We start from the raw sequence: 25,900 nt of genomic DNA, 5'->3' as shown, positions 1-25,900 counted from the left end.
ATGAAATGTATCTCTTCAAGTATTTTTGGTCGGTTTATTGGAATATCTACAGTAATAGAAATCAGTGACAGTGGCATAACTATTGAAGTTAAAGATCGCTTGATCAAGTTTCAATGGGAAGAGCTACTGGCTCCGCCACAATTTCATCTTAGCTTCTTTGGACAAATCCTTTCATTTAAAACAGCCAATAAAAACTATGTTTTTACCATGTTGGCGTATAACTCAAAACGCATACAAAAAAGTAATTGTGAACTACTTTGGGCATCGGCCAGTATTAAGCGTGTTGAAACATTATTAGCAACCATAGTAAAAATCACCACTAATCGCTATTTACGTCAATCGAGTATTGAACCTATTCAATTAGCGGTAAATCAAGAGTGGCAGCGCTGGTTCCCGTGGTTTAGCTTAAGCAAGTTAAGCAAGTTAAGTAAATCGAGTAGTAAAAATCAGGCAACAATTGCCAAAAAACTGCAATGGCTTTCGTATTACCAGCATTGGCAAGCGCAGGGCATAGCTGATTGTCGTGAAAGCTATATCAATAAACAACTACAAGCGCATAAAGCCTTTTTTGATAATGTTGAGTCAAACCCTTTGACACATCGCCAGCGCAGGGCTTGTATTATCGATAATGATAATAATCTATTGCTAGCTGGTGCTGGCACAGGCAAAACCAGTGTGATGGTTGGTCGTGCAGGGTATTTATTAAATAGTCGACAGGCCGAAAGTGAGCAAATATTACTGCTCGCTTATGGTCGTAAAGCGGCTGATGAAATGGATGAAAGAATAAAAGATAAGTTATCAACTGATAAAATTAGCGCGACTACTTTTCATAGTTTAGGGCTGAGTATTATCACTCAGGTTGAAGGTAAAAGACCCAATTTATCGGTATTTTCACAAGATGAAAAAGCAAAATCGAAATGGATTCAACGTTATTTTGAAAAGCGCATTAGCGAAGATGCTCAATATTGTGAACTGACCCTTGAGTATTTCGTTAAGTACTTTTACGTTGAGCGAAGTTGTTTTGATTTTAAAAGTCTTGGAGATTGCTATCAGTACTTTAATGATAATAATATCCGCACCTTTAAAGGCGACAGAGTTAACAGCTTTGCAGAGCTGCATATTGCCAATAGATTGTTCTCTCACGGTATAGAATATCATTATCAAACTAACTACGCTTATGGGGTGAAAACGCTAGATCGTAAACAATATCAGCCTAATTTTTTCCTTCCAGCGCTAAATATTTATCTTGAGTATTACGCGATAGACGAGAACGGAGGTACCGCCGATTATATTGATAACGATGCTTACCACGAGAGTATTCATTGGAAACGAGACACCCATAAAAAGTTTGAGACAAAATGTCTTGAATTTAGCTTTGCTCAGCATAAAGAAGGCAAGCTACTTAGCGCCTTAATGGCATCACTGATTGAGCGACAATCGCAATTAAACTTATTACCGGCCGAACGTTTTCCTATAGCGTTAATACCTAGCGAGTTAATACTCTCAACGCTAAATAAAAGTGGCAGAATAACGGATCTTGGACAAACTATTTGTCAGTTAGTTGGACTTTATAAGTCTGCCTGTTTAGAGGGGGAGTTAGACAACATTTTAAAAGATAAACTCATCGCTAATTCGGAGCATCCAGCACAGACAGAAAAAGTGCTAGCATTACTTAAACCTATTCTAGTTGCTTATGAACAACGCTTAACCAGTCACGCTGAAATTGATTTTGAAGATATGATTAATAAGGCATTAAGCTACGTACAAACGGGGAAGTTTCAATCCCCATGGCGTTATATTATGGTCGATGAATTTCAAGATATATCAGAGCCGCGCGCGCGTTTAGTCAAAGCGTTACGTGACAATAATAAAGAATGTTCGGTGTTTGCTGTCGGCGATGACTGGCAGGCTATTTATCGATTCAGCGGCGCGGATTTCACCCTAACAACTGAATTCTCCAGTTATTTTGGCGCAACGACTCAATCAGAATTAGACCAGACTTTTCGATTCAATAATCAAATAGGTAAAGTCGCAACCAATTTCATTAGTAAAAATCCGGCACAAATTAATAAAACCATTAAATCGTTAAAGCAAGTTAACGCGCCTGCTATTTCTCTTCTTAAACGAGAGAGTAATCTAGCGAAGTCACAAAAAGCAACGATTATCGATGAGATGGGAAATGGTGCACTTGATGACGTTTTAGCTGCTATTTCAGCTCAAGTAGCTAAGCCGGTAAACGTTTATGTATTAGCGCGTTTTTGGTTTCTCTTACCTAACAACGTTGACCTTAATAGGTTGAATAACCAATACCCATTGTTAACTATCGAGGCCCAGTCTTTTCATGCATCAAAAGGCAAAGAGGCTGATTATGTGATCATTTTAGGGCTGAAAAAAGGCGTTCATGGTTTTCCCTCAGAACAAGTTGCCTCAACATTACTCGATGCGCTACTCGCAAAAAAAGAAGCCTTTGAATATGCGGAAGAGCGACGATTATTTTATGTGGCACTCACTCGAGCTAAAGATAGAGTTTATTTGATTGCCGATATGATAGAGGCCAGTTGCTTTGTTAAGGAGCTTGTGGATGAGCATCACATTGAATTGAATGAATTTGACACTACAACAAGTCAATTATTCATAAATGAAATAAATTGCTTGGTTTGTGAAACGGGCACATTGAAGAAAAAAACTGGCCGCTTTGGTGCTTTTTATGCCTGTACCCATTTCCCTCGTTGTGAGCATAAAGAAAAGTCTTGTGCAAATTGTGAAAGTCCAATGACACGAAAGCGCTTTCCAGGTTTTAAAATTTGTTTAAATGATTTATGTGAAAATGTGATACCAACTTGTAGTCAATGTGATGCCGACATGATTTTGCGTTCAAGTAAAAAGGGTGAGTTTTGGGGATGTCAAAATTATAAAGGCAATGAGCCAATGAGTTGTAAAAATGGCTTAGATAACGCTAAAGTAAACTGGCCAGAGCAAGTGAACTGATTTATAAATCCGATATTAAGTACATCAGTATCGCTTTAAATAAATATTACTATTCATGGTGTTAAGTTTTATTTCTGCAGTTTTTTTACTTATAAATATTTCGAGCTAATATAAATATATAACCCCAATTATTTAGTGTTATGAATATGCCTTTTAGTTTGCTTAAAAGTGATGAAGCTCAACCACAGTTGAAACCATGGCGAATACTCATTGTTGATGATGAGATAGACATTCATACCGTAACAAAAATGGCGCTAAAACGCTTCGAATTAGAAGAGCGAGGTGTAGAGTTTTTAAGTGCCTTCAATTCAATTGAAGCAATGCAAGTGCTTGAAGAAAATGATGATATAGCATTAATCTTTCTTGATGTTGTTATGGAAACTGATGATGCTGGGCTGAGAGTTGCTAAATGGCTACGAGAAGAAAATAAAAATACTTTTACTCGGATTATACTCAGAACAGGACAGCCAGGGCAGGCACCTGAAGAAGAAGTTATTATGAATTACGATATTAATGACTATAAACAAAAAACTGAGCTAGACCGAACCAAGCTATTTACTACAGTGGTTACCGCTATAAGAGCTTATCGAGATTTGATTAAAATAGACCAATCTAGAACTTACGAAAGGGCTTATCGATTAGGATTGCAGCAGGTTATTGAATCGACCACGGATTTACTTGAAAAGAAAACCTTAAAACATTTCTTTAATGGATTATTACAGCAAGTTGTTTCCTTAATTCATGTAGATCAAAAAGGAGCCCTAATAAAACCGGTAGATGGGGCAGGAACAATTTGTTATGCGAACGATTATCAAATCATTGCTGAGTGCGGCAATATTTCATTAGAAAATGGGTTAGAAGCCAAAGCCATTGAGTTATTGGATGAATCAAGAAAAATAAAAGGTAGTGTCTATGAAGGTGAACACTATGTTGCCTATTTCCCGTCAAAGAGCGATCAAGAAAGTTTACTGTATTTAAAGGGTAATCAAATTGAGCAGTTAACAGATGTTAATATTCAATTGCTCAATTTATTTTCAAATAGCATAGGCATTGCCTTTGATAATTTATTGTTGAATGAAGAAATAATAAAAACTCAAGAAGACTTAATAAACCGATTAGGTAATGCGGTGGAGTCTCGTTCAAAAGAAGCGGGTAACCATATTAAACGTATGTCAGAATTTTGTTTTGTTTTAGCGAAGGAATTAAATTTACCAGAGAGTGACTGCGAAATTTTAAAGCAAGCCACCCCAATGCATGATGTCGGTAAAATATCGATACCCGATAGCATACTTTTAAAGCCAGGTAGATTATCTGACGAAGAAATGGCCATTATGAAGCAACATGCAGAGTTGGGATTTGATATCTTAGCGGGCTCGGATAGACCGATATTAAAGGCGGCGGCGGTAATTGCGCAGCAACATCATGAAAAATATGATGGAACGGGTTATCCGGCAGCATTAAAAGGCGATGAAATTCATATATTCGCAAGAATAGTAGCGGTTGCAGACGTGTTTGATGCATTAATTCATAAACGTTGTTACAAAGAACCTTGGGCTTTAGAAGATATTTTGAAACTATTGAAAGAGGAAACAAATAAACATTTTGATCCTGATGTAGTAACAGCTCTAATGAACAGGCTTGATGACATAGTTCAAATAAATAATGAGCTAACAAAAAGTGACTGTTTGTAATTAATGAATATTAATAACAGCCCCACCACAAGCGCTAATAAGAGCCATCTCAATGTTATAAATGCTTTATTGAAGATATCTTCACTAGTGTTGTCTAAATTAACTCTTACTCAAATTTATGAAAAAATTCATGAGATAATTGCTGAAATAATCTATGTAAAAAATATAGCCATATTTTTATACGAACCAAGTGACGAATTAATTGTTTTTGATTACTTTGTCGATGAAAAAGATAGCGTAATTATCGGTACAAGTATGCCGATTGGAGAAGGTCTTTCTTCATATGTCATTAGTAAAAATACACCTTGCCTTTTTACCAGTGCAGAGCAGGAAGAATTAAAAGCTAAAGGAAAAATTTCCCATATTATCGGTTCGTTAAGTGAAAGTTGGATGGGTGCACCTATTTCTAACGATGAAGGCATCATGGGAATAATTATCATACAAAGTTATTCAAGTAATCATATGTATGAAGAAAATGATCTGCAATTACTTTCGTTTGTCGCTTCAAACTTAGCGATTGTGCTTCAGCAACGAAAGTTTATAAATAAAGAAATAGAAGATAAAGAATCCCTTGAAAGTGGCTTGAAACTGATTAAAAAACAAAACGTAGTGTTAGAAAGTATGATGAAAAAGCTCAACGATACGCAAGATGAGCTTGTGCAAAAAGAAAAAATGGCTTCCCTTGGTAATTTAGTTGCGGGTATTGCTCATGAAATCAATACGCCTATAGGCATATGCGTCACAGCGATAACTAACTTACATCACCAATATAAAACGTTGAAAAAGAACATAACAAATAATACGGCATCCGATAAACATTTAGATTACTTTTTTGAGGATGTAGATGAAGCTTGCACCATAATCGAATCAAATACGCTAAGAGCGGCAAAACTAATTAATAGTTTTAAAGAGATAGCCGTTGACCAATCTTCCGAAGCATCACGTGAAATAAACATGAAGGAATATATTGATGAAATATTGCTTTCGTTGCGTCCTATTTTAAAAAAGTTGCCTCATGAAGTTATTGTACAATGTCCTGATAATTTAGTAGTGAAAACGATACCGGGCGCTATTTCTCAAGTACTCACCAATATGATCAATAACTCGATTATTCATGGGTTAAATAATAACGATAAAGGCTGCATACAAATTACTATTGTGAAAGAAAATGATTGTTTTGTTATTTGTTATCAAGACAATGGCAAGGGATTAAATGAGGATGAAATAAAAATGTTATTTGAACCATTTTATACTACAAAAAGAGGTAGTGGCGGCAGCGGTTTAGGTACTCATCTCATTTATAACTTAGTGACCTCGACCTTAAATGGAAAGATCACTGTTCAAAGTGAGCCTAATAAAGGTCTGCGCTATAATATGTCGATTCCAATTCAATCTTTGTAGTCTGAAACATCGTCTAACGATTTAATAATAATCATTTTTTAAAATTTAGGTATACTTATTTTATAGTTTCCAATAGATAAACTCATCTGGCATTAAACGAGGTCTCACTTTTTGAATCAAATTTTTAGTCAATTCAGCTTCATTCTGATTATTACCTTTTCGGGTGCTTGCATGGCAGGGGAGAAAATTAACCAGTCATTATCGGTTGAAGATAAGGGGATCGTTTTTGTAGAAATACCTCGCGGACTTGTCAAAATACAAGGATGGGATAAACAGGAGGTCATGGTTCAAGGTGAACTAGACGATACGACTAATAAGTTAATATTTGAAACTAAAAAAGACAAAACCTTGATCAAAATTGATACCCAACGACAACAGCATTGGGGGGACTCCAGTGTACTCAGTATATTCATGCCACAGAAATTAAAGTTACGTTTCAAAGGGGTTGATACTTCCTTTAATATTACTCAGTTAGATAGCCATATTGAAGGTAAATCCATTAGTGGTAACTTAGTGGTAAAAAAATCACACGGGAAAATCAAGCTGTCTGTCGTCAGCGGAGATGTGACACTCGTTGAGTCTTCCGGTTTGACTAAAATAGAATCGGTTAGCGGTAAGATTGTTTTTTCAGGTGATTTTGAACAGGTATTTCTAAAGTCTGTGTCAGGCGATATCACCGCAGAGATTAGTGGTACAGATAAATTAATAATCAAAAATATATCAGGTGATACTCGCATCAGCGGTCCAGTTAAAAATCAAGCGCAGCTAAAACTGTCTAGTGTCAGTGGAGACATGTTCTATAAAGTCGCCGGTGAGCTAAATGCAGAGTGTGAGGTGGTTAGTCAATTTGGTGGAGAAATTAAAAACCAACTTACTACTGACTTACCTATAGATGGTAATTTACATAAGAAAACACTTAATTTTATTTCAGGTGAGGGCTCTGGAAAATTAAGTATGAATACTATTAATGGCTCAGTTTCTATAGCAAAAATAACTCATGAATAAATTAGTGCTTAACAAGACCGTGGAGAAAATAATTGGATAGTTTCTTAGCACAATTAAGGCACCGACAAGTATTCAAAGTTGCCACCATATATGCGGTGTCTGCTTGGCCATTAATTCAAATAGCTGACTTAGCGGTGCCTGCATTAGGACTACCCGACTCTGTGATGACAACCTTATTACAAGTGTTTTTAGTCGGTTTCCCCGTTTCCTTAATTTTTGCTTGGTTATATAACTTCACGGCTAAAGGCATTGTAAGAGTTAAAAGTGGTGGCGCATCAGATAGTACACCACAAGCGAATATCCAAACAACCTTGTCGGTTGCAGGCTCACTCGCTTTGGCGGTTGTTGTTACTTTGGCTTGTCAACTCTGGTTAGAAGGGCAAAACCCACAAACATTACAACAGACATCGGTCGTGTCTAGTGAACAACTACCTATTGCTCAAAAATCATTATCGATTAACAAAAAAGAATCCATTGCCATTTTACCTTTTGTGCCGTTTAGTAATGATCCCGAAGACGAATTTTTTGCTGATGGTATGGTCGAAGAGTTATTAAACTTACTCGCTAAAATCCCCGATTTACAAGTTGCTGCTAGAACGTCTTCCTTTGCTTATAAAGGTGTTTCTAATAAAACTATTGTAGAAATAGGGAGAGAGTTAGGAGTAGATACCATTCTTGAAGGCAGTATTAGAAAAAACGACACAACGAATAAGATTCGAGTGACAGCCCAGTTGATTAAGGTGAGTACCGGTGAACATCTTTGGTCAGAAACGTATGATCGAGAGTACCGTGATATTTTTCAAATACAAGACGATATTGCTAGAGCCGTAGTCGATAAAATGAAAGTCACTTTGCTTGGTAAAAACAGTACATTCGAATATGTCGTAGAAACTAATAATGTTGATGCCATGGTTGCCTTTGGTAAAGGTCAACAAGAGTTAGCACATCGAACGGCACCCTCTATTAATAAAGCTTTACAGCATTTTCAGGATGCTGTGATGTTTGATGCTGGCTATGCTCGAGCATTTGTTGGTATTGCTAATGCCAATATTTTGCTTGCCCTCTATGGTAACTTGCCGGGTAACGAAGCCAATATTGCGGCGAAAGATGCGCTTGATACTGCTTTTCAATTGAATCCTAACTTGGCTGCTGCACATGCGACTCAAGGATTAATGTTAACAGAAAGCGATGCGGAAAAAGCTGAACAATCATTTAAAACAGCGATAAGTATTAACCCTAACTACGCAATGACTTATATGTGGTACGGCGCTTTACTGCAAAGTAATGGTGATATTGATGGCGCACATAAACTATTTGAACAGGCATATGTGTTAGACCCTAAATCTCCAGTCGCAGCATACAATGTGGCCTGGTGTTATTACCAAGAAGGATCTGAAAAAAAAGCGATGGACATATTTTCACAAATTATAAGTAATGACCCCTATTATCCTGGAGCTTATAACTTAGTAGGCGATATTTTATCAACACGCGGCAGACTTGATGAATCAATCAGCATGTATGAAAGAGCGCTTGATGTTGACCCGATAAATAAGGAAGCAATAAGGGGCTTATTGATTGCTAATATGGACATGGGGAAAGTTGAAAAAACACAGCAATGGTTTGATTATGCGGGTAAAAAAGAATCTCAATTTTCAGTAGAAGATATCAACTTTATGAAAGCACGATTTTACGCGACTCAGGGGGATATAAATGCAGCGCTTACTTTATTGAAAAACATTAAGTTCACCGGTGAAAAGGCAGGGATGAACAATTATATTGAAGGTGAAATTGCCTTTTATCAGGGGAAATATACTCAGGCTATTACTGCTTTTGAACGACTTCGTAGTGACAAGTCGATGAACAATGACTCTTTTTATTACTTATCGGAAGGGCAGTCTGCACTTCATTTAGCTTATGCCTATATACAGATAGAAGAGCTTGAACAGGCAACCACGATTATTAATGGTTTTACTGAATTTTTAGACAAAGCTAAAAGCAAAAAAGCTAATGAGCCCTCTTATTATTATAATATGGCCTTAATTAATGCTTTGCAAAACAAGACAAGTGAAACATATCAATATTTTCAGGGTGCTATAGATGCGGGTTGGATTAAAGTATGGCAAGCTGATTTAGAACCTATTCTAGCGCAAATGAATAAAGAACAGCAGTTTGGACAAATGATGGGGGGCATAAAAGCTCGACTTGCTACCATGAGGGCCCGGGCTGATGGTGATAATACATTCTTACTAGCCGATAGTGACACTTTTTAGAAAGAACATATGACTAATATTGGTTTTGGGGACAGTAATTTTAACTTTGCAGTGTATATCGCAAATAAACCCAACATGCTTGAATATCAAAACCTGGCTGAAGTTACTCCACTGGTTCAAGGTGAAATTAACGTTATTAACCAAGCGTGTGGCAATGGCTGGCGAAAAGTATTTAATGTTTATGCAAAGTTGCTTTACGCTTTAGATAAAAAGTCTTTCGACTACTCAGCGAGAGCAACTACTTGGCAAGATTATCGTGATAACTACTTATTACAAACACAAAGTAAAACAGCACTGTTATTTTCAGCGCCGAAATTATCCTTAAATACAGAAAATAAAGAAGTAGTGCATATTATTTGTGGTAAAGGCCATGCCAAAGCGTTAATAAACAGCGGTAAACTCGTCGCGAATTTAGTGTGGCTTGATGATGAATTTGCTATTGATAACGACAATAAACTTATAGTTTGTCCATATTTTGATTATCGGCAACTGAGTAATATCAAAATTGAGCGTGTGGCAGGCTTATTACAAAGCTTAAAAACGACACAGTAAAAACCACCACCCTTTGTTCATTAAGTACAACAAAAAAAGATATCTACCACCGAGACATTTCAAATAAAGAGCAGAGGCAGGTTATATGCTCCATGCATAACCTAAATGACCTACATCCATGCAGGCCTCGCTCGCGCTACACCGAGGAGTAGACTTAACCACTAACAAAGATGAATGGTTCCGTCATTCTCGTGATGTTTTAATCGGGGATCCATTCTCTTATCCCATCACTTAAGTACTAATCCCTTCTCGGTGTAGGACGAAGTCCCTCGGTGTCCTCGGTGGTGCAAAATTGTTATCTTTAACTCACTTCATTCCCTAAATTACTAATATCACCAAAGAATTTGCTTTTTCTATTAAATGGCTAATACTTAACATGTTTTTATAATCGTTTCGTTAATTAGTAATTACATGTCTACTTATATGTGTACTAACAGTGATCTAGTGATTTAATAAAACTTATCAACGACACCATAAACTAGGATTGTTTTAGGAAGCTAATATGGAAAAGTCAGACTTTGATTGGTTACATGTATTATTGGTTGATGATAGCGTTACAATATTAAATTATGTCAATAAGGTACTAGAGCAATCTTTTGATATTCACCATATTCATACGGCATCTTCGGCTCCTGAAGCAATGCAAATACTTCGTCAATCAAGTCAAATTAATTTATTATTTCTAGATTTAAATATGCCCAATGTTGACGGGATTCAACTGTTATCACAACTAAGCCAGCTAAATTACAAGGGCTATGTAGTGATTATGAGTGGTGTTTCAACTAAGATTATTTCCTCAGTAGAATCATTAGCGAAAACCTATGGGTTGAATTATATTGGTACTTTATTAAAGCCCATCCACGAATTAGATTTTCAATACATTATTGACAAAATTGGCGGCTCTCGTCAAAAAAACGCATCCGTTGAATCACTAAAGGTTTATGAAATTATTCGAGCGATAAAAAATAATGATATTGAAGTACTTTACCAACCCCAAGTTGATTTAACTACCCGCAGTTTTATAGGCGTGGAGGCTTTATGTCGAATGAATCACCCTCGATTAGGCATGGTATCACCTGATAGATTTATCGATAAAGCCGAAGAGAGTGAACTAATTATTCATATCACTTTAGCCGTATTAAAGAAATCGATAGGTGATTGGAAAAAATGGTGGCAATTAGGTTTAGATATTAAGTTATCGGTCAATGTATCTCCCATTGCGCTACAACAGATTGAATTTACTGATACTCTTTTGATGTTGTTGGAAGAATACGCCATGCCAGCCAGTAGGTTATGTATTGAAATTACCGAAGGGGCAATGGCAAGTGATCACGCGCAAGAATTAATGAACTTAAACCGCTTAAACATGCGCGGCGTTGAAATCGCATTAGATGACTTTGGTCAACAACACTCAACCATAGAACGCCTGCAAAACCTGCCATTAACTTATTTAAAGCTAGATAAAAGTGTCTTTATAGAAAATAAAGACAGCATGAACCAATTGGCACTAATTAATGCCAGCATATCGGTTGCAAAAGATTTAAACATTAAAACCATTGCTGAAGGTGTAGAAAATAATTCCGTAATGAGTTTAGTCACTGAGATGGGCTGTGATATAGGTCAAGGTTTTTATATAGGTAGTCCCATGGAGGCAAAGAAAATCTTCAATTGGCAAAGGGAATGGAAAGCGAAGACCTAGTTTTATTAAGCACTTAAGCATAAATTACCTCCACGACCGAGATCACAGAAGCTATATTGTCATTCTCGACGTGTCTGATCGAGAATCCATCTTTTTTAGCCATCTGTTTAGTTATGTTGTTTCATCACGTCATTCCCGTGATGTTTTAATTGGGAATCCATTCTATTATCCCATCACTTAAATACTAATCCCTTCTCGGTGTAGGACGAAGTCCCTCGGTGTCCTCGGTGGTGCAAAATTGATCTCTTTAACTCACCTTATCCCCTAAGTTACTAATATTAATCAAGAATTTTATTTTTCTAATAAATGGCTAATACTTAACATGTTTTTATAATCGTTTCGTTAATTAGTACTTATACGTGTACTAACAGTGATCTAGTGATTTAATAAAACTTATCAACCATTAGATGCCGACTGCAATGATATCGGCACTTGGTCAGCTTTATGGGAAGTTAGTGAGAAAGACTAAGAGGGTTATACAATCTTTGGTGACACCATGATGGCGATGGCGATGGCGACCGGCCATTAATGTCAGACGAGAATGGCCAATGGTTACGTGGTGATATTCTTGGGCTATTAACGGCCGATGCATTAAATGTTGGAGCGTTAGCGATCCTAGTAAGTTGTAATACAGCGGTTGAATTAAGTAATAAATTTACCCATGGCGAGCGTACAAAAATAGGCTCGCCTTATGTCATTGCGGAATTTTAAAATTTGAACAAAAAATTTAAATCCGTAGCGGGTTTTGAAGCCAATGGAGGCTTGTTGTCAGGGATTGATCTACAGCTAAATGGAAAACCACTAAAAGCATTACCAACACGAGATGCAATATCCCCTGCAATTATGCTATTATTCGCCGTAAATAAAGGTCTAATATCAACATTAGTTGATGCATTGCCAAAACGTTATACCCACAGTGATCGCATTCAAAACTTTGCCACTGAAAAAAGCCAAGAAATAATCGCACAAGGCAAACAAGATCATAAAAAATTGTTAGCTCAATAGGTTTTTCAAAGGCAGAATTAAAAGTATGGACGAAATTGACGGATGAATAGTTACGTTAGCAGATAACAGTATTGTTCACATACGTCCATCAGGTAATACGACAGAATTACGCTGCTATGCAGAGGCTGAAAATTATTTCAAGGCTAGTGAATTTGTTATTACAAGTGTGAAGAATGTTCAAACATTGTAATGTGAATGGCTAAAATTAAACATTAAACAAATAATTTTGATTTTTCCGCTAAACGGCAATATCTAAAAATTGAGTAAAGGAATCAAAAAATGACAAAGAAAAAAGTTGCATTAATCACCGGTGTTACAGGCCAAGATGGCTCTTACCTTGCTGAACTGTTATTAGAAAAAGGCTATGAAGTTCATGGTATCAAACGTCGTGCTTCATCATTAAATACCGAGCGTGTTGATCATATCTATCAAGATATCCATGAAAACAATCAAAAGTTTTTTTTGCATTACGGTGATTTAACCGATTCATCTAACCTAACGCGTATTATAAAAGATGTGCAGCCAGATGAAGTCTATAACCTAGGTGCACAATCTCATGTTGCCGTGTCTTTTGAGTGTCCTGAATATACTGCTGATGTAGATGCAATGGGCACATTACGGTTATTAGAAGCGATCCGCTTTTTAGGGTTAGAAAAGAAAACCAAATTCTACCAAGCATCAACTTCAGAGCTTTATGGTGAAGTGCAAGAAATTCCGCAAAAAGAAACTACGCCATTTCACCCGCGCTCACCTTATGCAGTAGCAAAAATGTATGCGTACTGGATCGTTGTTAACTACCGTGAATCTTACGGTATGTATGCGTGTAACGGGATTTTGTTTAACCATGAATCCCCGCGTCGTGGTGAAACCTTTGTTACGCGTAAAATTACTCGCGCTATTACTAATATTTCTCAAGGGTTAGAAAAATGTTTATATCTGGGTAATATGGACGCGTTACGTGACTGGGGACATGCTAAAGATTACGTACGTATGCAATGGATGATGCTACAGCAAGAAACGGCTGATGATTTCGTTATCGCAACAGGAAAACAAATATCAGTACGTGAATTTGTATCATTATCAGCTAAAGAAATAGGTATTGAATTAGAGTTTACCGGTGAAGGTCTTGAAGAAATAGCGACAGTTAAGGCTATCACAGGTGATAACGCACAAGCATTAAAGGTTGGCGATGTTATTGTGCGTGTTGATCCACGTTACTTCCGCCCAGCAGAAGTTGAAACGTTACTCGGTGATCCCTCAAAAGCCAAAGAAAAATTAGGTTGGGTACCACAAATTACAGTAGAAGAGATGTGTGCTGAAATGGTGCAGAATGATTTAAGTAAAGCAAAACAACACGCACTACTTAAAGCGCACGGCCATAACGTAGCGATGTCAATTGAAAATCGAGGTTAACAGTATGTCAGCGTTAAACCCTAAAATATTTGTCGCAGGTCATCGCGGCATGGTGGGCTCGGCCATTGTTCGTCAGCTTGAAGCAAGTGGTAATACTAATATTATTACCCGTACGCGGACTGAATTAGACTTAACTAACCAGCAAGCTGTTATTAATTTTTTTCAAACAGAAAAAATAGACCAAGTATACTTAGCAGCCGCAAAAGTTGGTGGGATTGTTGCTAATAATACTTACCCTGCTGACTTCATTTATGAAAACCTGATGATTCAGTGCAATATTATTCACAGCGCGCACTTAGCTAATATTCAGCAGTTATTGTTTTTAGGCTCTTCGTGTATTTACCCTAAATTAGCAGAGCAACCAATGCAGGAAACTGCTTTGCTAACAGGTACCTTAGAAGAAACTAACGAACCTTATGCTGTGGCTAAAATTGCAGGTATCAAGCTGTGCGAAAGCTACAATCGTCAGTATGGTAGAGATTACCGCAGTGTAATGCCGACCAATCTTTATGGCGCACATGATAATTTTCATCCTGAAAATAGCCATGTTATTCCTGCACTATTACGCCGTTTCCATGAAGCTAAATTTAATGGTGATAAAGAAGTAATAGCATGGGGCAGTGGCAAACCAATGCGCGAATTTTTATATGTAGATGATATGGCTGATGCTTCAATTCATGTAATGAACTTAGACAAATCTATTTACGATGCTAATACAGAACCCATGTTAAGCCATATTAATGTGGGAACTGGCGTTGATTGTACAATCAGAGAATTAGTTGAAACTGTTGCCAAGGTTGTTGGTTTTAAAGGTGAAATTAAATTTGATCCTAGTAAGCCCGATGGTGCACCACGTAAGCTAATGAATGTTGGCAGACTAAAATCATTAGGGTGGCAGTATACAGTGCCGTTAGAAAATGGTCTTACTAAAGCTTACGAGTGGTTTTTGAATAATCAGGATGAGTTTAGAGGTTAATATTTTATCTTGTTTTAAAATACAAAATTAATAAGGTTTGAAATGAACAAGTTGGATTAGCTACATATCATGCATCCCATAATATTGGATCTATATTAAAAATATATGCTTTGCAGTATGTATTGAAAGAAAAATAGATGCTTAAAGTGGAGATTATTAATTTCTCCAGTAAAGGGCAAAGGGATATTACTGTTTATTACCTGAAGTTATATCAACGAATATTTTAATAAAAAATATCATTAACTTTATTTGTTATCCGCTATTAAAGTCTAGATTTGATGATTTTGAATTGTTTATTAAAAAAGACTTTACGTTAACTACTAAGTCTTATGATTTTGTAAAGCAATTGAATCTGTTAGATGAAAAATATCATTATCTTATATGCGGAAGTGATCAAATCTGGAATGTGAATTGTATTGACTTTGACGATGCTTATTTTCTGTCATTTGCCAGTAAAACTAGATAAATATCGTCATTATATACAAAGCTTTAATCATTTATCTGTACGAGAAGTAAATGGAAAAAAGTGGTTAGATGAACTAACCGACCGTGACAATTTAAAATTGTAGCAGATCCAACTATTTTAATTAAGCACTATACCTGGAATGAACTCGTTTCATAATGTGAATTTGAAGGAGGTTATATTTTCTTTTATGGGGGGCATTTAGCCCAGAGACATACAAAGTTGTTATGGCCAAGGTTTTATATAGGTAGTCCCATGGAGGCAAAGAAAATCTTCAATTGGCAAAGGGGATGGAAAGCGAAGACCTAGTTTTATTAAGCACTTAAGCATAAATTACCTCCACGACCGAGATCACAGAAGCTATATTGTCATTGTCGACGTGTCTGATCGGACGTGGCATGGATGCCACTTATTAGAGAATGCAGACGGTACAGGAAGTACCTTATTAGATAATGCAGGAGCAATTATCCTGACGCACATTCACCTGAATCCATGGTGTTGTATGTTAAGTTCCGTCATTCCCGTGATGTTTTAATCGGGAATCCATTCTCTTATCCCATCACTTCATCCCTAATCCCTTCTCGGTGTAGGACGAAGTCCCTCGGTGTCCTCGGTGGTGGAATTGTTTGTTTTGGTTGTTTATTGTGGCTCTTTGTTCATTTATATTATTAACGATACCAAGCCTTTCCCTCTTTAACTTTGTGAGGAATCTTCGTATAATGCGGGAAATTTTAATGTTGTTCGTTAGGCTAACTAAGCGAATACGGACAACATATACCAATCGGATATGGTGAAAAGTGTCAAAGTCAGTAGAGAACTCTCAAGCAATGCCAAATGAAGTGAATGCACAATTGTTACAACAACAATTACTTCAGCAACAACTACTTTTACAAAACACTCAAAACCAAGACGATGAAATAGACTTAGCTGAACTTTGGCGCGCTATTTGGGCGGGAAAATTTACCATCATTATCATCAGTATGATATTTGCGGTAGCTTCTGTTTTCTTCGCGCTATCTAAACCTGATATCTATAAAGCCTCAGCAATACTTGCTCCGGCCTCTGACAAAGCTGGCGGATTAGGTGGTATGTCTGGCAAACTCGGTGGTTTAGCTAGTATGGCCGGCATTAGTCTTGGTGGCGGTGGTGGAGTCGACAAAACAGCGTTAGCCTTAGAAATTATTAAATCACGTTCATTTGTTGAAACCTTCATTACAAAGCATGACTTAGTCGTACCATTAATGGCATCGATGAAGTGGGATAGGGCATCAGACACTTTAGTCATAAACGAAGAAATGTACGACTCAGTAAACAATAAGTGGCTAAGGGAAGTCAAAGCACCTAAAAAACCAGAGCCATCTTCATGGGAAGCCTATCAAGCATTCTCAAACCTAGTAACAGTTTCGCAAGATAAAACAAGTTCAATGGTTAACATTGATATTGAGTTTTATTCACCAGAAATAGCGAAACAATGGTTAACCTGGTTGGTTCAAGACATTAATGAATTTATGCGAGATCAAGATCAAATTGAAGCCAAAGCTTCAATTGATTATCTAACCAAACAACTTGTTAATATTAAAGTCGCTACCATGGAAACTGTTTTTTATCAGCTTATTGAAGAACAAACTAAAAGCATGATGTTAACTATGGTGAAAAAAGAATATGTACTTAAAACCATAGACCCTGCTCAAGTACCAGATACCAAAGACAAACCAAAACGCGCTTTAATTGTGGTGTTAGGCACTATGCTTGGTGGTATGCTGTCGGTGTTAATTGTATTAATTCGCTACTTTAGCAAAAAAAATTAGTAACCTATGTTGAGTCAGGAAAAGACAATAAAATCAATTGCAGAACTTGCTTCATTAGATCCTAATATCGAAGTGTTATGGTTGTATGGTTCTCAAGCGAAAGGGACGGCACACAGCCAAAGTGATATCGATTTAGCTATCGCTTTTAAAAACTTTAACTTGTCGGAGTTAGACCGAAAGCTACGCCCTCAAGAGTTGAGCCTTATTTGGTCAGAGCAGCTAAATTTACCTGATGGTAAACTGTCTATTATTGATATTAACACTGTGCCTGTATATTTAGCGCTTAACGTGGTTGAATACGGCAGAGTTATTTGTAGCAAAAATAGCGCTAGGGAGTTTAAAGAAATTCAACGTATATATAGCCAGTATGAATTTGAAATGATAGAGCATAAATAACAGAGGTATTGAAAGTGGTAGATCATGGTTTAAAGCTCTATTTAAAAGAGGTGGTGATCCATATTAACGAGTATGAATTTGAGTTAAATGAATTAAGTCAATTAACCACATTGAATACTCGAGATTACCGAGCCGCAGAGCGCTTGTTGCAACTGTTGTCTGAAGTATCAATTGGACTTGCCAAACACTGGCTTAAGTCGCTCAAAAAAGAATCAGGTAGTAATGCTTATCAAACGTTTGTTGGTCTACATGAGCTTACTATCCTTAATGAAAATGAACTCACCGAATGGCGAAAAATCATAGGGTTACGCAATTCACTAGTGCATGACTACCTCAATATAGATAAGACACTTATTAAGCTAATTGTAAAAGATAAAAAATATAAAACGATCCTGTTATTTTGTCAAAGCGCAATAAATGCGTTAAGTGTGTAAAGTATTTTGAACTTCTCGGTGTAGGGCGAAGCCCCTCTGTGTCCTCGGTGGTAGATATCTAGTCACTAAAATGTATAACAAAAGTCAAACCAATTCACCACAGAGTACACCGAGGCTTCACTTCGTTACGCTACACCGAGAAGAAATAAGCCAAAGTGACGAGAGATACTTAGATCCATTTTTAAGGGACTGAGTCTGTAACCTATTTTGTGTTGCTGGTTTAAATCACTTCTCTGTGTAGGGCGAAGCCCCTCTGTGTCCTCGGTGGTAGCTATCTAGTCACTAAAATGTTTGAAAAACCAAACCTATTCACCACAGAGTACACCGAGGCTTCACTTCGTTACGCTACACCGAGAAGACATAAGCCAAAGTGACGAGAGATACTTAGATCCCTTTTTAAGGGGCTGAGTCTGTAACCTATTTTGTGTTGCTGGTTTAAGTCACTTCTCGGTGTAGGACGAAGTCCCTCTGTGTCCTCGGTGGTAGATATCTAATCTCTAAAATAATCAGTTCAAAGACCAAGTGAATTGAACCACAGAGTACACCGAGGCTTCACTTCGTTACGCTACACCGAGAAGAAATAAGCCAAAGTAATCAAATTATAATTTCCTGCTAGGTATTTAATGTCGAATCAATTCTCTGTGTAGGGCGAAGCCCCTCTGTGTCCTCGGTGGTGATATATCTTTATTCACTAAAAATCACTTTTCAAATGACCTTAGTGGTGATTATCTAGTCTATTAATACCTGAACATTCTCAGTGAATTTCCACTAAGCTATACTATGTTAGAAAATAACTTGCAGGGAGCAATGATGGATATGGACTACATCACACAAAAAGTTATCGGTTGCGCCATTGAGGTTCATAAAATACTTGGCCCAGGTTTATTAGAATCAAGCTATGAAAGCTGCTTAGCCTACGAACTATGCAATATTGGCCTACCTATTGAAAGACAAACATTATTACCCATCATTTATAAAGGTAATGAAATTTATGCAGGCTACAGACTAGATATTCTGATACCTAACAAAGTAATCATCGAACTAAAATCCGTAGACAAAATACAACCTATCCACACAGCACAACTAATCACCTACTTAAAACTCAGTGGCATCAAAACAGGCCTACTGATTAACTTCAATGTACAAAAGCTAACATCAGGCATAAAACGGGTAAGCATTTAATTTAGTAATTAGAAAGCTTGAATTGTCACTTCTCTGTGTAGGGCGAAGCGCCTCTGTGTCCCCGGTGGTAGATATCTAGTCACTAAAATGTTTAAAAAATCAAACCTACTCACCACAGAGTACACCGACGCTTCACTTCGTTACGCTACACCGAGAAGAAATAAAAGAACAATGACAAGAAAAATATAGCTAGTTCTTTAACCGCATTGTTTTTTTGTTTAAGTCACTCCTCTGTGAAGCGCGAAGCCCCTCTGTGTCCTCGGTGGTATATATCTAGTCTCTAAAATGTTTAAAAAATCAAACCAATTCACCACAGAGTACACCGAGGCTTCACTTCGTTACGCTACACCGAGAAGACATAAGCCAAAGTAATCAAATTATAATTTCCTGCTAGGTATTTAATGTCGAATCACTTCTCTGTGTAGGGCGAAGCCCCTCTGTGTCCTCGGTGGTAAGATTTATCACTTATCACTTATTCGTAATTTTTATAACTGATTATCAAAAAGTTAACTATCATAATATTACTGACACTAAAACAAGGATTGTTTATGCGCATTCAGCACCACGGAGCAATAAACGGCGTAACAGGCTCATGCCATCAACTTCACATTGATAACCATAACTCAGTACTAATCGACTGTGGTCTTTTCCAAGGCACAGAAGCTGATACCGAGAATGAAGATCACTTAGCCATAAATTTTGATATCAGCACAGTAAAAGCCCTCATAGTTACTCATTGTCATATAGATCACGTTGGCCGCATACCCTATCTACTTGCCGCAGGTTTCAAAGGACCAATCTATGCCACCACAGCAACCGCAGCGCTATTACCGCTAGTGATTGAAGACGCACTTAAAGTTGGCGTAACTCGTAATCAGTCCATCATAAGAGCCTGTATAAAACTACTTAAAAACCAGTTAGTACCAGTTGAATACAGAAAATGGCAGTCACTTGAACTAGCAATTAGTTCAAATAGCGCTAACAACCAAAGCAAGGCAAAGATTAAATTTCAAATGGCAGGGCATATTTTAGGCTCTGCTTATGTGGAGGTTGACCTAAATGTAGAGTCAGAAAAAAGTACTACACGGCCTAATAACCATAGAGTAGTATTCTCAGGTGATTTAGGCGCGCCGTATGCGCCATTACTTCCTGCACCGAAAAGCCCTTATCGTGCTGATACCTTAATTATTGAATCAACCTATGGTGATAAAAATCATCAAAATAGAAAAGCCCGCACTAAAAACCTGCAAACCATTATTGAAAAAGCAGTAACCGATAACGGGGTAGTACTGATTCCGGCATTTAGTATTGGTCGTACTCAAGAATTACTTTATGAACTAGAAAAAATAATTCATCAACACAAAAAACAAGCCAAACATAAAAATAGCTTTTGGCATAATATTGATATAATCGTTGACTCACCCATGGCGGCGAAATTTACTGAACAATACCAAAACTTCAAAGACCTATGGGATAAAGAAGCTAAAAGCGAACTTAGTGTCGGTCGCCATCCCTTAAGTTTCGAGCAACTTTACACAGTAAACGCACACCAAGAGCACCTACAAACTGTTGAATATTTGGCCAAACGCAATAAGCCCGCTATTGTCATTGCAGCTAGCGGTATGTGTAGTGGTGGTCGAATTGTAAATTACCTAAAGCAGTTTTTACATGATAAAACCGCTGATATTTTATTTGTCGGTTATCAAGCACAAGGCACACTAGGGCGAGATATCCAAAAATATGCACCCAAACCTCACGAAGAAAAGAGCGAAGGAAAAAGCAAAGCATGCGGTTATGTTTACATTGATGGTAAAAAAATTACTATTAAAGCCAATACTCACACAATTAGTGGTTATTCTGCCCACGCAGATCAACAAGGATTAATAAATTTTGTTAAGCGTATGCGCATAAAACCAAAACACATTTTAATTGTCCATGGTGATGAGCAAGCTAAAGCCTCATTAAAACAGCATTACCAAGAACTACTGCCTGATGCATTGATAGAAATAGGAAAGTAAAAATCAAAGCTACCACACAATCACCCCGTCATTCCCGAAGTTTCTGATCGGGAATCCATTAACTTATCTCATCACTTGCTAGTTTAAGTCGCTTCTCGGTGTAGGACGAAGTCCCTCTGTGTCCTCGGTGGTGAATATCCCTGTCTTTAATCACTAGAACAACTAGCATCCAGTTGATGACTGTCATTGCAGTTATTACTGGTCTGACGTGGCATGGATGCCACTTATTAGAGAATGCAGGACGCATATTCTCCTGAATCCATTAACTTATCTCATCACTAATACTGTTCGCTTCTCGGTGTAGGACGAAGTCCCTCTGTGTCCTCGGTGGTGATATTTCTATTACTAGTTTTAGTTTGTCCTTCAAATGATGCCAAACCCCAAACCCCAAACCCCAAACCCCACTTCTTATTTACAGTGATTATATAGACGACAAATTTGTATTTAATCGTATTAATGTCTGGTAAATCAATACAACTCGCGTATAATTCTGCCGCGTTAAAGTTACAATAAATGGACTTGGTGGATGTAATTAGTGGTGAATAAAGTGAGAACAAGCTGGTATCTATTAACCACAAAACCCAAAAATGAACAAAGAGCTGTTGAAAATTTAACTGCACAGAAAATAGAAGTTTACTTCCCCAAAGTAAAGCAGTTAAAAAAAAGACAAGGAAAGAAACTAATTGGTGAAGAAGCACTATTTCCTAATTATTTATTCGTTAAATTAGATACCGAAAAAGATAACTTTAATGCTATTCGCTCTACTCGAGGAGTTAGTAACTTTGTACGTTTTGGCTTAAATTACGGCAAAGTCTCTAATGAATTTATTAATGAATTATCAAGTGATTTAAATAACCAAGCTGAGCGAACTAATCTAAAAACCTTAATCAATATAAATAAAGGTGATGAATTAGTTATCTTAGACGGTCCCTTAGCTGGCCTTAAAGGGGTATACCAATGTAAAGATGGGTTAGAACGCTCTATTTTACTATTAAATATACTCGGTAAAGAAAATAAAGTGGTCATTGAAAATGATGACTTTGACAAAATTAATTAACAATTTTTAATTAATTAGAATTATATAAAATATGCTATTCTTGCTTATTGGAGCGAAACCAAAGGGCGGAAGCTTATTTGAATGTTAATTAAGTGTTCAATATGCGAACCTGTTGGCAGAAATTGAAAGGGTATGGCGGCAAGCCCGCGGTGCCAGTATTTAGTGTGGGTTGAGCAGTTTTTGAATGGTAAAAAATGTGTCTCAATCACGACAGAATTTGTCTCAGGTGATAGAACCATCTGAGGTTTGGTGTTGGAAATTTACAACGATTTATTGAACAATAGGAAAAAAATAATACGGATGTTAGCCTAAAATACCTTCAAAACAATTGTTGCCTCAACGCCATTAATCTCGATTGATTTTGGTATGGTTAAATACGCGCCTTTATTTGTGTATTTAGCAAGGCTACTCAGGGATATTTTTGGTATGTTTATCGTATTGGTTTTTCACTTTGTATTTGCAAAGAAAGAGGTCGTTTAATCGTTCTTCCCATATGTAACTTCCCGAGTTGTTTTAATCGAGGACATTAATCAAGCCTTTACATGGCAATATGCTTCATAATATCAGCTGTAGCATTTTTATTATTTAAATATAGAGATCAAAATGAAAAAATCACCTATCAGAGTCCTAAGAAAAATACGCAGTATCATAAAGTGGAAATTAAAAGCCTCAGAAATAAATGCTAGATTTAATAAGAAAGGTAAACGTATTATATATGCAATAACACCGACACCTGAATTAAGTAATTTAGGTGATCAAGCGCAAGTTGTTGCTATTTATAAGTGGTTAGAACGTAATTATCCTAATCACTCAATTATTGAAGTTAATAAAGATGAAGTTATCAATTGTGTTTCTAGCTTTAAAAATAAAGTTCAGACTACTGACTTAATAGTTTTGCATAGTGGAGGAAACCTCGGTGACAGAGGGCTTTGGTCTGAAACTTCCAGAAGAAAAATGATAGATAACTTCCCAAACAATAAGATACTCAGCTTGCCACAAACAATTAACTTTAGAAATACTGAAAAAGGGCAAAAAGAGCTAAGTATATCTAAAGATATATATAATAAACATAAACAGTTAACCATTGTCGCTCGTGATAACGAAAGCTTTAAATTAGCAAATGAGTATTTTGAACAGTGTTCTACGAACAAAGCACCTGATTTTGTTTTATCTTATAATACTGAACACCTAGATTTGGAAAAAACCGTAACTAACGGAAAAGTATTATTTTGCTTAAGAGAAGATGATGAATCAGCAATATCAAATAAGCAACGAGCTGATCTACTTAAAAATTGTGCATTGGAGTTTGATGTTTATGATACTACGATTCCTGAAAATATTGATAATGAGCAACGAAAAGAAAAATTAGATGAAGTTTTAAGAATGTTTTCTAAGTATGAATATATCGTTACAGATAGGTTCCATGGACTGATTTTTTCTATTTTATGTAAAAAACCAACAGTTGTATTAAAAACAGTAGATCATAAATTAACATCGGCATTTGATTGGTTCGATGGCGTGAAGTTCGTTAAGTTTGCGGACTCAATTGATACAGTAAATGAAACGGTTAAAAATGTTTTAAACGAAACAGATTTTACAGTACCGGATTGGAATGATAAGTATTTTGATCCATTAGTTAAGCATCTAAATTAATAAAAAGATAGTATTCAAGTTGAAGTAATGATGGCTGTAGCAAATGAATCTTATTTGCTTATGGTATTTGAAACTCTGTAAGTACAGAGTTAATCGTTAGTTTGCAATAAAAAATAGAGGTTTTATGAGTAACTCACATACAAAAGAAATTAATACACAAATCGTTATATCATTGTTGAAATCCCATGGGATTCGTAAGGTTATAACTTCACCAGGTGGTACAAATATTGCTTTTGTAGGGTCTATTCAAAAAGATCCATTTTTTGAGATTTACTCATCAGTTGATGAACGATCGGCAGCATATATGGCGTGTGGCATGGCTGAGGATAGTGGTGAACCAGTCGTTATAAGTTGCACAGGTGCGACAGCTGCACGAAACTATATATCTGGATTAACTGAAGCATATTATCGTAACTTACCTATTTTAGCTCTAACATCTACTCAAGATGTTGCAAAGGTTGGCCATCATATTGCACAGGTTACAGATAGAAGTTCGATGCAAAATGATATTGTCAACTTAAGTGTTACGCTCCCAATAGTTAAAGATGACGATGATATATGGGATTGTGAAATAAAAGTTAACCAAGCTATTCTAGAGCTCAAACGTAAAAATGGCGGTCCTGTACACATAAATGTGCCAACTAAATATACGCTTCCCTTTGAAAATAAAGTTCTACCTAATTATCGAGTCATTAAACGTATAACTAAACAAGATAAACTTCCACAATTAGAAGGTAAAGTTGCCGTTTTCATCGGTTCACATAAAAAGTTTACTAGCGACGAAACTAAGACTTTAGATGAGTTTTGTCTTAGAAATAATGCAGTAGTTTTTTGTGACCATACTAGTGGTTATAAAGGAAAGTATCGTCTTCTTTTTTCACTATTAGCAGCTCAAGATAAGATGGATAAGTCCGCATTTAAACCTGATACTTTAATACATATAGGTGATATTAGTGGCGACTATCCAACTTTGGGGCTTTCCGGACATAAAGTATGGAGAGTAAATGAAGATGGTGAAATACGAGATACTTTCAGAAAGTTGCATTATGTATTTGAAATGACGGAAAAAGACTTTTTTAGCTCTTATTGTGGAGGAACCACAAATGATGATAGTTATTTTCAAAAATGCGAAGATCGACTTAACGAGATAAGAATTAGCATACCAGAGTTGCCTTTTTCGAATATTTGGGCTGCTTCTATTGTGGCACCTCAAATTCCGCCAGGTTCAACTGTACATTTAGGAATCTTAAGCAGTCTGCGTTCTTGGAATTATTTTAATGTGGCTGAAGGGGTACATACGGCATCAAATGTCGGCGGTTTTGGTACCGATGGTTGCCTTTCATCATTAATTGGCGCTTCACTTAATCATTCAGAACGTTTGTATTTTTGTGTTTTAGGAGATCAAGCCTTTTTTTACGATATGAACGTAATGGGTAATCGTCATGTTGGGAATAATCTGCGTATACTAGTCATTAATAATGGTATAGGTGCTGAGTTTAAGCGATATAACTCTGCCGCAGCTTATTTTGAAGATGATGCTGATGAATTTATAGCAGCGGCTAAACATTTTGGGAATAAATCCCCATTGTTAATCAAAAACTATTCAGAGAACCTTGGTTTTGAATATTTAAGCGCAAGCAATAAATCAGAGCTCAATAATGTATTAACTCGATTTGTTAATTCTGAAATTACTAATCAATCAATGGTTTTAGAGATTTTTACAGATAGTAGAGACGAGAGTAAAGCGATAGAATTAATAAACTCTACTGTCAAAGAAAGTAAAAGTACTCTAAAAGCAGGTATGAAAAAAATACTAGGTCAATCAGGGGTTAATTTAGTTAAACAAATAGCTAAAAAATAAAAATATTTTTATGCTAGAAGGTTTTACT

The 25,900-nt window shown here is 36.6% G+C and carries 19 protein-coding genes; all 19 read left to right on the top strand.

From position 1 onward, the window contains the following. The 19 genes from CXF71_RS01355 (at position 1) to CXF71_RS01260 (ending at position 25,872) form a co-directional block, all read left to right on the top strand. Entirely contained in the window at positions 1-2,988 is a 2,988-nt protein-coding gene (locus tag CXF71_RS01355) for a UvrD-helicase domain-containing protein (protein WP_101231201.1), read from the top strand. Between the two features lie 146 nt (positions 2,989-3,134). Further along, entirely contained in the window at positions 3,135-4,679 is a 1,545-nt protein-coding gene (locus tag CXF71_RS01350; protein WP_101231200.1) for an HD domain-containing phosphohydrolase, read from the top strand. A 3-nt stretch (positions 4,680-4,682) separates the two neighbouring features. Next, positions 4,683-6,080: a GAF domain-containing sensor histidine kinase gene (locus CXF71_RS01345; protein ID WP_101231199.1), complete on the top strand. Its 1,398-nt coding sequence runs from the start codon at positions 4,683-4,685 to the stop codon at positions 6,078-6,080. Positions 6,081-6,251: 171 nt separating this feature from the next. Continuing rightward, positions 6,252-7,085 carry a DUF4097 family beta strand repeat-containing protein gene (locus CXF71_RS01340; RefSeq protein WP_101231198.1) on the top strand — a complete coding sequence of 278 codons (834 nt, stop codon included), beginning with the start codon at positions 6,252-6,254 and terminating at the stop codon, positions 7,083-7,085. Positions 7,086-7,117: 32 nt separating this feature from the next. Next, positions 7,118-9,355 carry a tetratricopeptide repeat protein gene (locus tag CXF71_RS01335; RefSeq protein ID WP_101231197.1) on the top strand — a complete coding sequence of 746 codons (2,238 nt, stop codon included), beginning with the start codon at positions 7,118-7,120 and terminating at the stop codon, positions 9,353-9,355. Between the two features lie 9 nt (positions 9,356-9,364). After that, positions 9,365-9,907, top strand: a complete 543-nt coding sequence (locus tag CXF71_RS01330) for a DUF6942 family protein (protein WP_101231196.1) — start codon at positions 9,365-9,367, stop codon at positions 9,905-9,907. Between the two features lie 502 nt (positions 9,908-10,409). Then, on the top strand, positions 10,410-11,606 hold the full coding sequence (locus CXF71_RS01325) for an EAL domain-containing response regulator (RefSeq protein WP_101231195.1): 1,197 nt from the start codon (positions 10,410-10,412) through the stop codon (positions 11,604-11,606). A gap of 528 nt (positions 11,607-12,134) precedes the next feature. Further along, positions 12,135-12,317 carry a hypothetical protein gene (locus CXF71_RS21875; protein ID WP_101231194.1) on the top strand — a complete coding sequence of 61 codons (183 nt, stop codon included), beginning with the start codon at positions 12,135-12,137 and terminating at the stop codon, positions 12,315-12,317. Positions 12,318-12,320: 3 nt separating this feature from the next. Further along, entirely contained in the window at positions 12,321-12,611 is a 291-nt protein-coding gene (locus CXF71_RS21870) for a hypothetical protein (RefSeq protein WP_101231193.1), read from the top strand. Between the two features lie 279 nt (positions 12,612-12,890). Further along, entirely contained in the window at positions 12,891-14,024 is a 1,134-nt protein-coding gene (gene gmd, locus CXF71_RS01305; protein ID WP_101231192.1) for a GDP-mannose 4,6-dehydratase, read from the top strand. A 4-nt stretch (positions 14,025-14,028) separates the two neighbouring features. After that, the gene (gene fcl, locus CXF71_RS01300; protein WP_101231191.1) at positions 14,029-15,000 is read left to right on the top strand and encodes a GDP-L-fucose synthase; all 972 of its coding nucleotides are present in this window, start codon (positions 14,029-14,031) and stop codon (positions 14,998-15,000) included. A 1,302-nt stretch (positions 15,001-16,302) separates the two neighbouring features. After that, positions 16,303-17,271 (top strand): Wzz/FepE/Etk N-terminal domain-containing protein, encoded by a 969-nt coding sequence (locus CXF71_RS01295; RefSeq protein WP_232771336.1) that lies wholly within the window; start codon positions 16,303-16,305, stop codon positions 17,269-17,271. Between the two features lie 6 nt (positions 17,272-17,277). Continuing rightward, on the top strand, positions 17,278-17,667 hold the full coding sequence (gene mntA / locus CXF71_RS01290; protein ID WP_101231190.1) for a type VII toxin-antitoxin system MntA family adenylyltransferase antitoxin: 390 nt from the start codon (positions 17,278-17,280) through the stop codon (positions 17,665-17,667). 14 nt (positions 17,668-17,681) lie between these two features. After that, positions 17,682-18,101 (top strand): type VII toxin-antitoxin system HepT family RNase toxin, encoded by a 420-nt coding sequence (gene hepT / locus CXF71_RS01285; protein ID WP_101231189.1) that lies wholly within the window; start codon positions 17,682-17,684, stop codon positions 18,099-18,101. Between the two features lie 810 nt (positions 18,102-18,911). Then, positions 18,912-19,283: a GxxExxY protein gene (locus CXF71_RS01280; RefSeq protein WP_101231188.1), complete on the top strand. Its 372-nt coding sequence runs from the start codon at positions 18,912-18,914 to the stop codon at positions 19,281-19,283. A 548-nt stretch (positions 19,284-19,831) separates the two neighbouring features. Then, the gene (locus CXF71_RS01275) at positions 19,832-21,301 is read left to right on the top strand and encodes an MBL fold metallo-hydrolase RNA specificity domain-containing protein (RefSeq protein ID WP_101231187.1); all 1,470 of its coding nucleotides are present in this window, start codon (positions 19,832-19,834) and stop codon (positions 21,299-21,301) included. Between the two features lie 547 nt (positions 21,302-21,848). Continuing rightward, the gene (gene rfaH, locus CXF71_RS01270; protein WP_157826675.1) at positions 21,849-22,358 is read left to right on the top strand and encodes a transcription/translation regulatory transformer protein RfaH; all 510 of its coding nucleotides are present in this window, start codon (positions 21,849-21,851) and stop codon (positions 22,356-22,358) included. A gap of 603 nt (positions 22,359-22,961) precedes the next feature. After that, positions 22,962-24,011 (top strand): polysaccharide pyruvyl transferase family protein, encoded by a 1,050-nt coding sequence (locus CXF71_RS01265; protein ID WP_101231185.1) that lies wholly within the window; start codon positions 22,962-22,964, stop codon positions 24,009-24,011. 124 nt (positions 24,012-24,135) lie between these two features. Continuing rightward, the gene (locus CXF71_RS01260; RefSeq protein WP_101231184.1) at positions 24,136-25,872 is read left to right on the top strand and encodes a thiamine pyrophosphate-binding protein; all 1,737 of its coding nucleotides are present in this window, start codon (positions 24,136-24,138) and stop codon (positions 25,870-25,872) included. Positions 25,873-25,900 lie beyond the last annotated feature (28 nt).

The sequence above is a fragment of the Colwellia sp. 12G3 genome, assembly GCF_002836775.1.
Lineage (GTDB): Bacteria > Pseudomonadota > Gammaproteobacteria > Enterobacterales > Alteromonadaceae > Colwellia.
This window is presented reverse-complemented; position numbering and strand designations above follow the sequence as displayed.